The following is a 13,133-nucleotide window of genomic DNA, read 5'->3' on the forward strand; positions in this document are numbered from 1 at the left end:
GTGCAGGGCGTTCAGCCGCCCGCCATCGCCCGACTTCCCGCCCCCGGTGGCGTAAAAGATCGAGGCGTCCAGCACGATCCCGCCCTCTTGCGTGTGCCCCGTCACGGTGGCCTCCGCCTCGGTCCGGTAGGCATCCTTCAGGAAGAGCGGTTCGGTCATCTCGCGTCCGCGTCCCCGTCGGACCCGTCAGCCTCGCCGTCGGTCTCGCCGGTGCGGGCGTCCTCGATATCCTTGCCGGTCAAATGCGCGCGCGCATCCTCGACATCGCCGCTCGTGCTCGGCGTGCCGGGTTCGGTCTCGGGCGCAGGTTCGCCGCGCAGCACCTCGGGGTTGCGCAGCCAGACGTCGCGTTGTGCGAAGGGGATCTCGATCCCTTCCTCGGTGAAGCGCCGGGCAATCTCGTGGTTCATGTCGGAATGCACGGCCAGCACCCAGTTCACGTCGCGCAGGATGGCGCGGATCTCGAAATCGAGCGAATCCGCCCCGAACCCCTTGAACACGATGAATGGCGGTGTCGACATCAGCACCATCGGATGCGCCTCGGCCACCTCCTTCAGGATGCCCTCGACCTTGCGCGTGTCGGTGCCATAGGCCACGCCCACCGGCACGATCACCCGGCCGACGGTGTTGCCGCGGGTATAGTTGGTGACGGTGCCGCTGATCAGGTCCGAGTTGGGCACGATCACGTCGGAGCGGTCGAAGGTCTCGATCACCGTCGAGCGCACCGAGATGTCGCGCACCACGCCATGCGTGCCGCCCACCTCGATCCAGTCGCCCTCGGAAATCGGCCGCTCGATCAGCAGGATGATCCCCGAGACGAAGTTCGACACCACGTTCTGCAGGCCGAAACCGATGCCGACCGACAGGGCACCGGCGACATATCCAAGCGCGGTCAGGTCGATGCCGGCGCTGGTGATGGCGATGATCGCGGCCAGGAAGATCCCGACATAACCGATGCCCGAAACGATGGCGTTCTGCCCGCCCTGGTCGAGCTTCGTCTTGGGCAGCACGGTGTTCTTCAACGTCCCCTGCAGCAGCCGGGTCGCCATGTAGCCGATCACGAAAACGATCACGAGAGTCAGGAAGATCGCCGGCGAGATCCGCGTGCCGCCGACATCGAACCCCTGCAGGAGGCGGGAATAGATCTCGGTCAGGTCCGCCACCCGCGCGCCCCAGGCCAGCGCGAAGAACGGGATCGACATCAGCACCAGCACGAAGCCGATCAGGATCGGGATCAGCGATTCCGCTGCGCCGTCCCGGTTGCCGGTCACCAGCACGTAGACCTCGGTCACCAGCCTTTGCAGGATCAGCAGGATCGCCAGTAGCTGCAGCGAGGCCAGCGACGGGAACATCAGGAAATGCGCCAGCGTGAAATACCCCACCGACGCCAGCACCGGCGAGATCAGCGACAGCAGGTTGAGCGCCAGCACGAGGAACCGGGTCAGCCGCGTGCGGTAGTTCTCGCTGCCCTCCAGTTCCACCTGGTTGCGCGTATGCGCCCTGAGCAGCCGCGCCAGCCGCAGCACCAGCAGCCCCGTCAGCACCAGCAGCGGGAAGAGCAGCGTGTTGGTCGTGGCCTCGCTCCAGCGCGACAGCTCGGCGGTGTTCCGCACCAGCGCATAGGCCGCCACCACAAGCCCGAGCGCCGCCCCCGTCCAGCGGCCGCTGAAGCGCTGCGCCTCGTCCAGCACCAGCGGCAGGGTCCGTGCCTCCTTGGCGGGGAAGATTCGCGTGGCCAGCCAGCGCGCCATGAGGAAGACGAAGGCCGAGGGCAGCAGTGCCTCGACGAACTGCTCGGCCCGCAGGCCCAGCAGGCCGGTCTTGCTGACCGCCTCGATCAGCAGCGCGACGCCGATGAAAGGCAGGATCAGGCTGCCCAGCGACAGGGCGAACCCCGCCAGCCATCGCCCGGCGCCGGGTTGATCGCCCAGAACCCAGGCCGTCAGCCCGCGTGACCAGCGCCGCCCCCGCACGACAAGGACCAACCCGATGGCGAGAAACACCAGCACGGCGGGCAGGTTGTCGCGGGTCTCGTCCTGTCGGATCGGGTTGTTCCAACCGTTGCGCACCTCCCCGACCATCTGCGTGGTGGTGGTGCTGACCTCCTGCAAGGCGGGCAGCCAGTGCACCGGGTTCAGCGGCGACGGCCCGAATTCCAGCAGCTCCTCGGCCTGCCTGTCCCGGATGATCCGGTCGACGCCGCGGATAAGCCCGTCGGCCCGGCTATAGGCCAGCTCGGCCCGCTTCACCGGCGCCTGCAACTCGGCCAGCCGGGCATTCAGCGCCTGTCGCTGGGCTGCAATGTCTTCCGATTCCGTGCCGTCCTCGGGGGCGTCCCCCAGGGCTGCAAGCTGCTGGCGTACCGTGGCGATGGTGCTGGAATTCTCGGATTGCGCGGCAAGGAACCTGTCGCGCCATTCGGCCAGATCCTCGCGCAGCGCCTCCAGCGCGGGGGTCGAGGCGCGGTTGTTCTCGACCGCCTCCTCGGCCCGGGTCGCCGTGCGCTCCCATGCCTCGTAATCGACGGCCTGCCCGGCCGCCTGTGCCATGGCCTGCGGGACAGTGACAAGCCCCGCCCCGGCACCGCCCACCAGCAGCGCCAGGAGAAGGCAGAGCGCCCGCAGAAGCCCCGTCACTCGACGAAGACCCCGGGAATGCTGCGCGGCGAGCCGTCAAGCCACTCGGGCACCGGCAGGTTCTTCTCGCGCAGGAATTGCGGGTTGAACAGTTTCGACTGGTAGCGGTTGCCGTAATCGCACAGCACGGTCACGATGGTGTGGCCCGGCCCCATCTCCTTTGCCATGCGGATTGCGCCGGCCACGTTGATGCCGGACGAGCCGCCAAGGCAGAGCCCCTCGTGCTCGAGCAGGTCGAACACCACCGGCAGCGCCTCCTCGTCGGGGATCTGGTAGAGCATGTCGGGGGTGAACCCCTCGAGGTTGGCGGTGATCCGCCCCTGCCCGATGCCTTCAGTGATCGAGTTGCCGGTCGCGTTGGCCTCGCCGTCCTTGTAGAGCGTGTACATGCCAGAGCCCATCGGATCGGCCAGCGCCACCTTCACGCCCTTGGGCTGCAGCGCCTCGCCCACCCCGGCCAGCGTGCCGCCCGAACCCACGGCGCAGACGAACCCGTCGACCTTGCCGCCGGTCTGTTCCCAGATCTCGGGTCCGGTCGTCTCGACATGGGCCTGCCGGTTGGCGACGTTGTCGAACTGGTTGGCCCAGATTGCGCCCTCGTTCGAGTGCCGCGCCATCTCCTCGGCCAGCCGGCCGGAATAACGGACATAGTTGTTGGGGTTCTTGTAGGGCGCCGCCGGCACCTGCACCAGGTCGGCCCCGGCCAGGCGGATGAAATCCTTCTTCTCCTGGCTCTGCGTCTCGGGGATGACGATGACGGTCTTGAACCCCATCGACGCCCCCACCAGCGCCAGCCCGATGCCGGTATTGCCCGCCGTGCCCTCGACGATGGTGCCGCCGGGCAGCAATTCGCCCCGCTTCACCGCATCGCGGATGATGTAGAGCGCGGCGCGGTCCTTGACCGACTGGCCGGGATTGAGGAACTCGGCCTTGCCGTAGATGTCACAGCCGGTCTCCTCGCTCGCCTTGCGCAGCCGGATAAGCGGCGTGTTTCCAACGGCCTCGGCCAGATCCTTCGCGACGCGCATGCCCTGCTCCCTCATCTTGCATTGCCCCGAAAGGATTAGAACCTGCGCCCCGGAAACTCAAGCAGCAGAACGCAGGCGCGGCCGTTCCCGCTGAAGCCAGAGCAGCATCAGCACCAGCGGCCCGACATTGGCCTCGCCGCTTTCGACAAGCGCCATCGCCTGATCGAAACCCAGAACATGGGTGCGGATATCCTCGTTCTCGGTCTCCAGCCCGCCCCGGCCACGGCCCGTGTCCGGCAGGTCGGCCAGGCCGAGATAGCAATGGTAGAACTCGGTCGAACAGCCGGGCGAGAAGTAATGGCTGGTCATGTGCTCCAGCCCGTCCAGACGCAGCCCCGCCTCCTCCCACGCCTCGCGGTGCGCGGTGGCCTCGGGCGTCTCGCCGGCATCGACCCGGCCCGCCACGGGCTCCAGCACGAAGGGACGCGGGTCGCCCCTACCATAGGGCCCCATGCGGAACTGCTCGACCAGCAGCACCCTGTCGCGCGCGGGGTCATACGGCAGGACAAGCGCCGCGTCGGTGGCCACGAAGACCTCGCGCTGCAACGGCGGGCTCATATGGCCGTCGAACGCCGGATGCCGCAGGGAATGGGTCTGCGTCAGGAAGAAGCCGGCATGGGTTACCTCCCGCCCCGTCTCCTCGACCTGCGAGGCCGGCGTCGCGCTGCGCAGGGTGGCGGGCGGCGCATCCGCCGCGCTCACGCGTGCGGCGGCACGGGCCAGCACCATCTGCAGGTGCGCCGCCACCTCGTCCGCCGGCTTGCGGCCGAAATAACCCGCGATCTCGGTCACCGCGTTCAGGGCGATGTCCCCCCAGCGCTTGGCCCAGCCCGCCTCGTCCCACGCCGCGCCCGGCTCGGTTTCGCCCTCGCCGAGAAAGGCAATGGCGGCCCGCGCCTCTCCATCGACCTCGATATGCTTGGGAATGGGGGTGCAACCAAGCGCGGCGGCGACATACTCGATGCGATCGAATACCAGCCGGTCGGGCAGATCGACCAGCACCCCGTCCGCCATGCCCTCCGCCGCCGGCACCAGCACCGGGAAACAGGTATCACGGTCCGGGCCCAGCGTCGCCCCGGTCAGCCGCGCCGCGCGGGGCCGCCCGGAAAGCGGCCCGCCCGCGACGATCTCCAGCAGGGGCGGCCACGCCAGCGGCCCGGTGACGAAAACCTCCTGCATCGGCTCAGCGGAACCTGCGGGTGACGAATTCGGCAACCAACGCGACGCCCATCGCGCCCAGCACGAGGAACCAGATCAGCGGCCAGTAATAGACGTTCTGCGCATACTCGAAAGCGATCTCGAACATGCCCTGGATCGCCTCGACCGGCCCGTCATACCGCAGGTCGAGCGAGCGCTGGATCATGTCGTAGAAGGACAGCAGCAGGAATTCCCAGAACACGAACGCGCCAAGCCCGGTCAGCCCGGCACCCAGTGCCGCCATGTAGCCCCGCCCGATCCGCCGGCCCATGACCCACCAGCCCACCAGCAGCCCCAGAAGCGCCGTGAACAGGCTGAAATGGCCGAAGCTTTCCTCGATGGGCCAGATGGCCTTGACGGTCTGCGTGGCCTGCCAGCCCAGTGCCGCCAGCCCGATGGCGCAGATGAGCTTGCCGACGGTGGGCATCCGTTCTGTTGGGCGCATGTGTTATCCGGGCCTTGCGATGGTGATCTGCGTCACGTCGCAGTTTCCCCCACGGAACGCCCCGGCACAAGAGGTCAGGTAGAAATTCCACATCCGGCGGAAGCGGTCGTCGAAGCCCAGGCGCGCGACCTCCTCCCACTTCTCGTTGAAGGTGTCGTGCCAGCGGCGCAGGGTCTGGCTGTAACTTTCGCCGAACTCGATCGAGCGCAGCACCTGGAGGCCCGCCCGTTCCACCTCGGCCCGCAGCACCGAGGGGCTGGGCAGCATGCCGCCGGGGAAGATGTATTTCTGAATAAAATCGACCGTGTTGCGATAGGCCTCGAAACGGTGATCCTCGACCGTGATCACCTGCAGCGTCGCCCGCCCGCCGGGGTTCAGCCGGTCGCGCACCGTGCCGAAATAGGTGGGCCAGTACTGCTCGCCCACCGCCTCGAACATCTCGATACTGGCGATCCCGTCATAGGAGCCGCGCTCGTCGCGGTAATCCTGCAGCTTGAAGGTCACCTGCTCCGACAGGCCGGCCCTGGCGATCCGCTCCTGCGCGAAGGCGAATTGCTCCCGGCTGATGGTGAGGCCGGTTACCCTGAGCCCCCGCTCCTTCGCCGCATATTCCGCGAACCCGCCCCAGCCGCAGCCGATTTCCAGCACGTGATCGCCGGGCTTGGCGCCAAGCTGGTCGACCATGCTGGCATATTTCTGGGTCTGCGCGGCCTCGAGGCTTTCCTGTCCCGTCCGGAACAGCGCGCTGGAATAGGTCATCGTGTCGTCGAGCCACAGGCGGTAGAAATCGTTCCCCAGATCGTAATGGTGGCTGATGTTCCGCCTGGCCTGCGCCCTGGAATTCCGCTTGAGCCAGTGGCGCAGCCGTTCGTACATGCGCACCAGCCCCATGCCGGGAAAGCCGTCATAGACGTCCCAGTTGTCCTCGTGCACGAAATCCATCAGCGCCTGCAGGTCCGGCGTGCTCCACCACCCCTCGAGATAGGCGTCGCAGAAGCCCAGATCCCCCTCGCGGATCAGCCGCGCGAAACAATCGGGGTTGTGGATGTCCAGTTCCGCCACCGGCCCGGGCGTCTTGCCTTCCACGCGAAAGCGCCGCCCGTCGGGCAGGACGAAATCGAGCCGCCCGCAATTGATCTTCTGCACCGTGTCGAAGGCCTGCGCGAAGTAGCGCGGCAGGTCCTTCTGGCCGGTCGTGTCGGTCAGGATCATCCGGTTCCCCCAAATATGCACCCCAAGGCTAGGCCGCTGTTGCGGCCAGCGGCAAGGGGTTTTGCCAATGTTTTCAAAAGTCCCGCGCCTCGTAGGCCTCCAGCGCCTTCTTTCTGCCTTCCTTCATGCCCACCACCGGCTCTTCCGGGTAGGCGTCGTCGGGCGACAGGTTCCAGCTTCGCGGGATGGCGTCGAAATAGGACAGCGCCGTCTTGGTCGGCCGCGATTGCCCCTCGGCGATCCAGCGGCGGCGATAGGTGCCGTCGCGGTCGAACTTCTCGGCCTGCGTCTCGGGGTTGAAGACCCGGAAATACGGCGTGGCATCCGGCCCGCTTCCGGCCGTCCACTGCCAACCCAGCGCGTTGTTGGCCGGGTCCCAGTCGGTCAGGCAATCCTCGAACCAGCGCTTGCCGATGTCCCAATGGGTCATCATGTGCTTGGTCAGGTAGCTCGCCACGATCATCCGGGCGCGGTTGTGCATCTTGCCGGTCACGTACATCTCGCGCATGGCGGCATCGACGAAGGGCACGCCAGTGCGCCCCTGCTTCCAGCGCAGCACGCTCTTGCGGTCTTCCTTCTCCTCCCACGGGAAGCGGTCCCACCCCTCGCGCCAGTTGCGCTCGGTGATGCGCGGCGTGTGGTACATGAGGTGATAGGCGAACTCGCGCCAGACCAGCTCCTTCACCCATGTCTCGGCCCCCTCGGCGCCCTCCTTCGCGGCCCGCCAGCCGGCATGCCAGCACTGGCGGGGGGAAATCTCGCCATAGGTCAGGTTCTCGGACATGCCGGAGCAACCCTCCTCGGCCACCATGTTGCGGCCCGTGTCGTAGTCGCCGATGGCATGGCCCGCGAACCAGCCCAGCCGGCCCTGCGCCGCCTCCTCGCCCACGCGCTGATGCGGCAGGCAGACGGCAGCGCCCCGGTCCATCGCGGCGCCGAGCTGCCAGTCGTCCAACTTGTCCGACTTGGGCCATGTCCCCGGCGCGGGTATCTTCGACGGCGCAGCCAGCGCCTCCGGCACCTCGCGATCCTTCACCGCGCGCCACATCGGGGAATAGACCTTGTAATAGCCCCCCTCGCCGGTCTCGACCGTCCACGGCTCGAACAGCACATGCCCCTCGAAGCTTTCCGCCTCGACGCCGTCATCCTTGAGCAGCGACTTCACATCCGAATCCCGCTCGATCGCCTCCGGATCGTAAAGCCTTGACCAGTAGACGGCCCCTGCCCCGGTCTCGGTCACCAGTTCGCGCAGAACCTCCTGCGCCGGCCCGGCGCGAAAGATCAGCCGGCTGCCCTTGTCCTTCAGCCGCTGCGCCAGATCCTCCAGCGACAGGCCCAGCCGCCAGCGCGGCGCGGCGCCCAGCCGGTCGATGCTGGCGTCACGGATAAACACCGGTATGACCGGCCCGCCCCGCTTCACCGCCGCGGTCAGCGCCGGATGGTCGCTCAGCCGCAGGTCACGCCGCAGCCACAGGATCGTCGGTTTCGTATCGCTCATGCCCGCCTCTTGCCGTTGTACTCTTTACGCAAGAGGCGACCTAGCGGATCAGATCACGTCGTCCAGCGCGGTCAGCAACTGGTCGATCTCGGCCTTGGTGGTGTAATGCACGAAGCTCAGCCGCAGCACCCCTTTCTTCAGGTCCACCCCCATCGCCTGCAACGGGCGCGAGCCGTAGAAATCACCGCCACCGGCCATGATGCCGTGGCGCGCCAGCTTCGCCGCCGCGTCTTCCCCCGGCCCGGGCAGTTCCACCGCCACGGTCGGCGCCTTCTCTGCCGCGTTCCGTGGCCCGATCAGCCGGACGGAGTTTCGATCCGACAGGAAGTCGAGCACCGGCTGCAACAGCTCCGTCTCATGCGCCCGGAAAAGGTCATGTACCCCGCTGGTCCGCGCCGCCGCATCACCGTTCAGCCCATGATGCCCTGCCAGGGCATCGTAGTAATCCGCCATACCGGCACTGGCCGCCACCTGCGCATGGTCCGGCCCCGCCGGCGTGAACCGCTTGTAGAGCGTGTCGGCGTTGAACCAATGCGCCTGGTTGGGCAAGAGCCGCCCCAGCTCCTCGCGGATCACCATCACCCCCTGGTGCGGCCCGAAGGTCTTGTAGGCCGAGAACAGGTAGATATCGGGCCGCATCTCGCCCACGTTCGGAAAACCGTGCGGCGCATAGCTGACCCCGTCGACACAGACGAACGCGCCCGAGGCATGGGCAGCCGCGGTGATCTCGGCCACCGGGTTCACGGCGCCCACGATGTTCGAGCAATGCGGGAAACACACCAGCCGCACCTTGTCGTCAAGCAGGGTCTCGAGGTCGTCCAGCCGCAAAAGCCCGGTGTCCCGGTCGATCCGCCACTCCCGCACCTCGATCCCCGCATCGGCCAGCCGCCGCCACGGGCCGGAATTGGCCTCGTGATCCTGGTCGGTCACCACGATCGCGTCGCCCTCGTTCAGCCACTCGCGGAAGGCCTGCGCCAGCACATAGGTGTTCTGCGTGGTCGAGGGCCCGAAGCTCAGCTCCTGCGTCTCCACCCCCAGCATCGCGGCCAGCCGGCTGCGCGCCTCGTCCATTTCCTCGCCCGCAAGCCGGCTGGCCTCGTATGGCGCATAGGGCTGCACCTTGCGCTGGCGGTAATAGCGTTCCAGCCGCTCGATCACCGGCCCGCAGGTATAGGAGCCGCCGGCATTCTCGAAGAATGCCTGCCCCTTCAGGCTTCCCTCGGCAAAAGCGGGAAACTGCGCCCGCACGAAATCGATATCCAGTGTCGTTGGCATGCCGCCCCCCAATTTTTGCCCAACTCACCGGCAAGAAACAACAAAGCCCCCCGGGCTGCAACACCCGGGGGGCTTCCTTTTCCGAAATCGTCGCGCCGTCAGGTCAGGCGCGCTTCTCGCTCATCAGGCCCTTGGTGATGCCGATACACAGCACGATTAGGATGATGGTGAACGGCAGGCCGGTGGAAATCACCATCGCCTGCAACGCCCCCAATCCGCCGCCGACCAGCAGCGCGATGGCCACGAGCCCCTCGAAGGTGCACCAGAACACCCGCTGCGGCACCGGCGCGTCGACCTTGCCGCCCGCCGTGATCGTGTCGATCACCAGCGAACCCGAGTCCGACGAGGTGACGAAGAACACGATCACCAGGATGACCCCGATGGTCGAGGTGATCGCCGACAGCGGCAGGCTTTCCAGCATCGCGAAGAGCGACAGCTCGGGCGAATAGGCGTCGATCACGTTGGCTTTCACCGCCGAGGTGTCGGGGTTGGCGATCATGTCGTTGATCGCCGCGCCGCCGAAGACCGCCATCCAGAAGATGCAGACCAGCGACGGGATGATCAGCACGCAGGTGATGAACTCGCGCACGGTCCGGCCCCGGCTGACGCGGGCGATGAACATGCCCACGAACGGTGACCAGGAAATCCACCAGGCCCAGTAGAACGCCGTCCAGCCCTGCATGTAGCCGGTATCTTCACGGCCATGCGGGTTCGACAGCGGTATCACCTCCTGCACGTAGGCGCCCAGCGTCGAGATGAAGTCGGTGAAGATGCCGACAGCCCCGGCGGTGAACAGCACGAAGACCAGCAGCACCAGCGCCACGACCATGTTGATCTCCGACAGCACCTTCACGCCGCCGTCGAGGCCCCGCAGCACCGAGATCAGCGCCACCGCGGTGATCCCGCAGATCAGGATGACCTGCACGGTCATGTTGTTGGGCAGGCCGTAGACATGGTTGATGCCGGCATTCGCCTGTTGCGCGCCGATCCCCAGCGAGGTGGCAAGGCCGAACAGCGTGGCGAAAACGGCCAGCGTGTCGATGATGTGGCCGGTCCAGCCCCAGACCCGTTCGCCGAAGATCGGGTAGAAGGCCGAGCGGATCGAGAGCGGCAGGCCCTTGTTGTAGGAAAACAGCGCCAGCGCCAGCGCCACCACGGCATAGATCGCCCAAGGGTGCAGCGCCCAGTGGAACGAGGTTGCGGCCAGCGCCATGCGCCGGGCCTCTGCCACGTTCTCCTGGATCAGCGCGCCATCCTCACCGAACGGGCGGACAGTGCCGAGCGGCGCATCCCCCCACGGTGTGCCGAAGTAATAGGCCGGCTCGAGCACGCCGAAGAACATCAGCCCGATGCCCATGCCGGCGGCGAACAGCATCGCGAACCATCCGGGATAGCCATAGTCGGGCGTCGCCTCGGTCCCGCCCAGCTTGATCGAGCCCCAGGGGCTGACGATCAGGAACAGGCAGAAGATGACGAAGATATTGGCCCCCCAGAGGAAGAACCAGTCGAAGGTCTGGGTGAGATAGGCCCGCAGGCCCAGATCACAGAAGGCGCCCGCCTCGCAGCCCTCGACGGCCGATGCGTCGACGCCGTTGAAGAGCGCGTTCGCGGTGTCCTGCGCGAACATCGCAAAGGCCACGAAGGCGACGATCACCAACCCGGAAATCACGAAGACCGGGTTGTGGATGTCGAGGCCGAACGGGCCCACTTTCGTCTGGATGTTGTCCTGTCCGATCTCGTAATCGGTCTGAATGAGATCTGCCGAGCCTTCCGGCTTCGGTATCCCCTGATCTACTGTTTCATCGGCCATGCATGGCTCCTTGTTGTGTGTTTATTCCGTCCTGTCCCGTCCGTGCGAAGCCTAGCTCCGCACCACCATCACGCTGCAATCGACATGCTCGGCCACGCTGCCGCCGTTCGACGGCCAGATGATGTCGAGCACGTTGGGCACGTGGCTGGCCATGATCACCAGGTCGGTACCGGTCTCCTTGGCCGCCTTGATGATCGCGTCGTCCACGTCCGTCGAGGGATCGTGGCAGATCTCGGTTTTCGACGACACGGTGATCCCGTGCTCGCTGCCCTGCGCCATGGCGAAGGCCTTGAGCTTGGCGTCGAACTCCTCGGGGTTGTGGGCGGTCGAACTCGGTGCGGCGGCGGTGACGCCGACATAGACGACCTCTGCGCCGTAGTGCTTGGCCAGGTCGGCCGCGCAGGCCAGCGCTTTCTGAAGATCGCCCTGATGCGCCAGGTCGACCGGCGTCATGATCTTGTTGAACACGAATTCCCTCCTGATCGGACACTTGGGAATCGCCGGACAGCTTGCCTCGGCGCCAATGTGCCTCGTTTTTGCCCGTTATTTCAGCATCAGCGTGAAATTGCCCACGCCTAGGGGGGCAGGCTAACCCGATTCCGCGTTGCATTACAAATACCGGCGACCGTTTTTGTACGTTACGCGACATGAAGCCGGTGCAACCAAAGGGCGAAAAGCCGCCGGCGCCCGCTGACCGGTGCCACGGGGATTTCTCGGATTCGCGGCATCTCTCCCCTTTCAAAACACCGCGCAAGCGCTTATGTTCACGATGTTCCTTCGGGAACTATGGGCATAAACGCGCTCGTAATAAGCGGATCGGACCCGGGGGCGGTACCCGGCGGCTCCACCAAATACCTTTCGTTGGAGGGATCTGGGGCCGAAACAGGATCGACGAACGTGTAAAGGAGTGGCTTTGTCCCGGTGAGGTACCACCGTTATCGGTCCGAACAAGCATAATTGCCAACGACAATAATGCTCCGGTTGCAGTTGCCGCGTAAGCGGTGACAAGACCGAAATTGAAGCCCTTGCCTCTAGCAAGGTAAGGCGGGGTTCGCAGGCACCTGGCAACAGAAGCCTGCACTTACCTCCCGATACGACACTCCCCGGCAATTGACTTTGACGCCCCCTCGGGTAGGTTTCCCGCATGGGGCCCCATTGCGACTGCCCCGTGAGGCCAAGGCCCAAAGTCGCATCCACTGTCAGACCAGAGGATGTGCCATGCCTGCGCCCAATGAAATCACCGTATCCCGTCTTGACCGGCTGATCGGAACGCCCGATTGTCCGGCGATCGTCGATCTTTGCACCGACGAGGACTTCTCGGAAGATCCCTATCTCATCCCCTCCGCCGCCCGGCACCCGTTCACCGACCTGCCGGGGCTGGCGGCGAAGCTGCGAGGAAAGCGCGTGGTGGTTTATTGCCAGAAGGGCGGGAAACTCAGCCAGGGCGCCGCAAGCTGGCTGAGGGGCGACGGGATCGCCGCCGAGTTCCTGCAAGGCGGCATGTACGCCTGGCGCGATGCGGCTGGAACGATGCGGGTGCCGGCGGCCAGCCTGCCGACGCCGGTACAGGGCGAGACGCTTTGGGTCACCCGCCACCGGCCCAAGATCGACCGGATTGCCTGCCCCTGGCTGATCCGCCGCTTCGTCGACCGCTCGGCGCGATTCCTGTTCGTGGCGCCCGCCGATGTCGGCGCCGTTGCCGACCGGTTCGGCGCCACGCCCTTCGACATCGAAGGCGTCTTCTGGAGCCACCGGGAAGAGACCTGCACCTTCGACACCATGGTCGAGGAATTCGGCCTGACCTCCGAGGCCTTGCTCAGGCTGGCCCAAGTCGTGCGCGGCGCGGATACCAACCGCCACGACCTGCATCCCGCCGCCGCTGGTCTGCTGGCCGTCTCGGTCGGCCTGTCGCGCCAGTACCGCGACGATCACGCGCAGCTCGAGGCGGGCATGGGCCTTTACGACGCTCTCTACCGCTGGGCACGGGACGGGTACGAGGAAGGCCATGACTGGCCAACCGCGCGGGGTTGAG

At 66.2% G+C, this 13,133-nt stretch carries 10 protein-coding genes, 1 other RNA gene and 1 pseudogene; 2 read left to right on the top strand and 10 right to left on the bottom strand.

The features are described 5' to 3' along the window. Positions 1-9: 9 nt before the first annotated feature. From ACO07J_RS10790 to ACO07J_RS10835, 10 genes and pseudogenes are all read right to left on the bottom strand, one after another. Positions 10-159: pseudogene (locus ACO07J_RS10790) on the bottom strand (alanyl-tRNA editing protein); the annotation flags it as partial. Beyond that, positions 156-2,636: a DUF3772 domain-containing protein gene (locus tag ACO07J_RS10795; protein ID WP_422028821.1), complete on the bottom strand. Its 2,481-nt coding sequence runs from the start codon at positions 2,634-2,636 to the stop codon at positions 156-158. The pseudogene ACO07J_RS10790 and the gene ACO07J_RS10795, both read right to left, overlap by 4 nt. Beyond that, complete coding sequence (locus tag ACO07J_RS10800) at positions 2,633-3,664, bottom strand: cysteine synthase A (protein ID WP_422028822.1); 1,032 nt, start codon at positions 3,662-3,664, stop codon at positions 2,633-2,635. Before ACO07J_RS10800 ends, ACO07J_RS10795 begins: the two co-directional genes overlap by 4 nt. Positions 3,665-3,721: 57 nt before the next feature. Then, entirely contained in the window at positions 3,722-4,843 is a 1,122-nt protein-coding gene (locus ACO07J_RS10805; protein WP_422028823.1) for an NUDIX domain-containing protein, read from the bottom strand. Positions 4,844-4,847: 4 nt separating this feature from the next. After that, positions 4,848-5,306 (bottom strand): TrgA family protein, encoded by a 459-nt coding sequence (locus tag ACO07J_RS10810; RefSeq protein ID WP_422028824.1) that lies wholly within the window; start codon positions 5,304-5,306, stop codon positions 4,848-4,850. Between the two features lie 3 nt (positions 5,307-5,309). After that, complete coding sequence (locus tag ACO07J_RS10815; RefSeq protein WP_422028825.1) at positions 5,310-6,518, bottom strand: class I SAM-dependent methyltransferase; 1,209 nt, start codon at positions 6,516-6,518, stop codon at positions 5,310-5,312. A 73-nt stretch (positions 6,519-6,591) separates the two neighbouring features. Beyond that, a complete protein-coding gene (locus ACO07J_RS10820; protein ID WP_422028826.1) occupies positions 6,592-8,016 on the bottom strand; it encodes a cryptochrome/photolyase family protein in 1,425 nt (474 codons plus the stop codon). Between the two features lie 48 nt (positions 8,017-8,064). Beyond that, the gene (locus tag ACO07J_RS10825; protein WP_422028827.1) at positions 8,065-9,291 is read right to left on the bottom strand and encodes an aminotransferase class V-fold PLP-dependent enzyme; all 1,227 of its coding nucleotides are present in this window, start codon (positions 9,289-9,291) and stop codon (positions 8,065-8,067) included. 103 nt (positions 9,292-9,394) lie between these two features. After that, positions 9,395-11,101, bottom strand: coding sequence for a BCCT family transporter (locus tag ACO07J_RS10830; protein ID WP_422028828.1), 1,707 nt, complete (start codon positions 11,099-11,101; stop codon positions 9,395-9,397). 51 nt (positions 11,102-11,152) lie between these two features. Continuing rightward, positions 11,153-11,569: a universal stress protein gene (locus tag ACO07J_RS10835; RefSeq protein WP_422028829.1), complete on the bottom strand. Its 417-nt coding sequence runs from the start codon at positions 11,567-11,569 to the stop codon at positions 11,153-11,155. 264 nt (positions 11,570-11,833) lie between these two features. On the opposite strand from ACO07J_RS10835, the gene ssrA reads away from it, so the two are divergent. Continuing rightward, positions 11,834-12,183, top strand: a transfer-messenger RNA (tmRNA) gene (gene ssrA, locus ACO07J_RS10840). Between the two features lie 136 nt (positions 12,184-12,319). After that, positions 12,320-13,132 (top strand): chromate resistance protein ChrB domain-containing protein, encoded by an 813-nt coding sequence (locus ACO07J_RS10845; RefSeq protein WP_422028830.1) that lies wholly within the window; start codon positions 12,320-12,322, stop codon positions 13,130-13,132. Position 13,133 lies beyond the last annotated feature (1 nt).

Origin of the sequence: Roseovarius sp. (genome assembly GCF_965228755.1) — a bacterium.
In the GTDB taxonomy this organism is placed as follows: Bacteria; Pseudomonadota; Alphaproteobacteria; order Rhodobacterales; family Rhodobacteraceae; genus Roseovarius.

What these genes read in the sequence shown, in the direction of transcription:
- ACO07J_RS10810 (WP_422028824.1), bottom strand. Translation starts at nt 5,306, where the DNA reads ATGCGCCCAACAGAACGGATGCCCACCGTCGGCAAGCTCATCTGCGCC.
- ACO07J_RS10825 (WP_422028827.1), bottom strand. Translation starts at nt 9,291, where the DNA reads ATGCCAACGACACTGGATATCGATTTCGTGCGGGCGCAGTTTCCCGCT.
- ACO07J_RS10845 (WP_422028830.1), top strand. Translation starts at nt 12,320, where the DNA reads ATGCCTGCGCCCAATGAAATCACCGTATCCCGTCTTGACCGGCTGATC.
- ACO07J_RS10830 (WP_422028828.1), bottom strand. Translation starts at nt 11,101, where the DNA reads ATGGCCGATGAAACAGTAGATCAGGGGATACCGAAGCCGGAAGGCTCG.
- ACO07J_RS10805 (WP_422028823.1), bottom strand. Translation starts at nt 4,843, where the DNA reads ATGCAGGAGGTTTTCGTCACCGGGCCGCTGGCGTGGCCGCCCCTGCTG.
- ACO07J_RS10820 (WP_422028826.1), bottom strand. Translation starts at nt 8,016, where the DNA reads ATGAGCGATACGAAACCGACGATCCTGTGGCTGCGGCGTGACCTGCGG.
- ACO07J_RS10815 (WP_422028825.1), bottom strand. Translation starts at nt 6,518, where the DNA reads ATGATCCTGACCGACACGACCGGCCAGAAGGACCTGCCGCGCTACTTC.
- ACO07J_RS10800 (WP_422028822.1), bottom strand. Translation starts at nt 3,664, where the DNA reads ATGCGCGTCGCGAAGGATCTGGCCGAGGCCGTTGGAAACACGCCGCTT.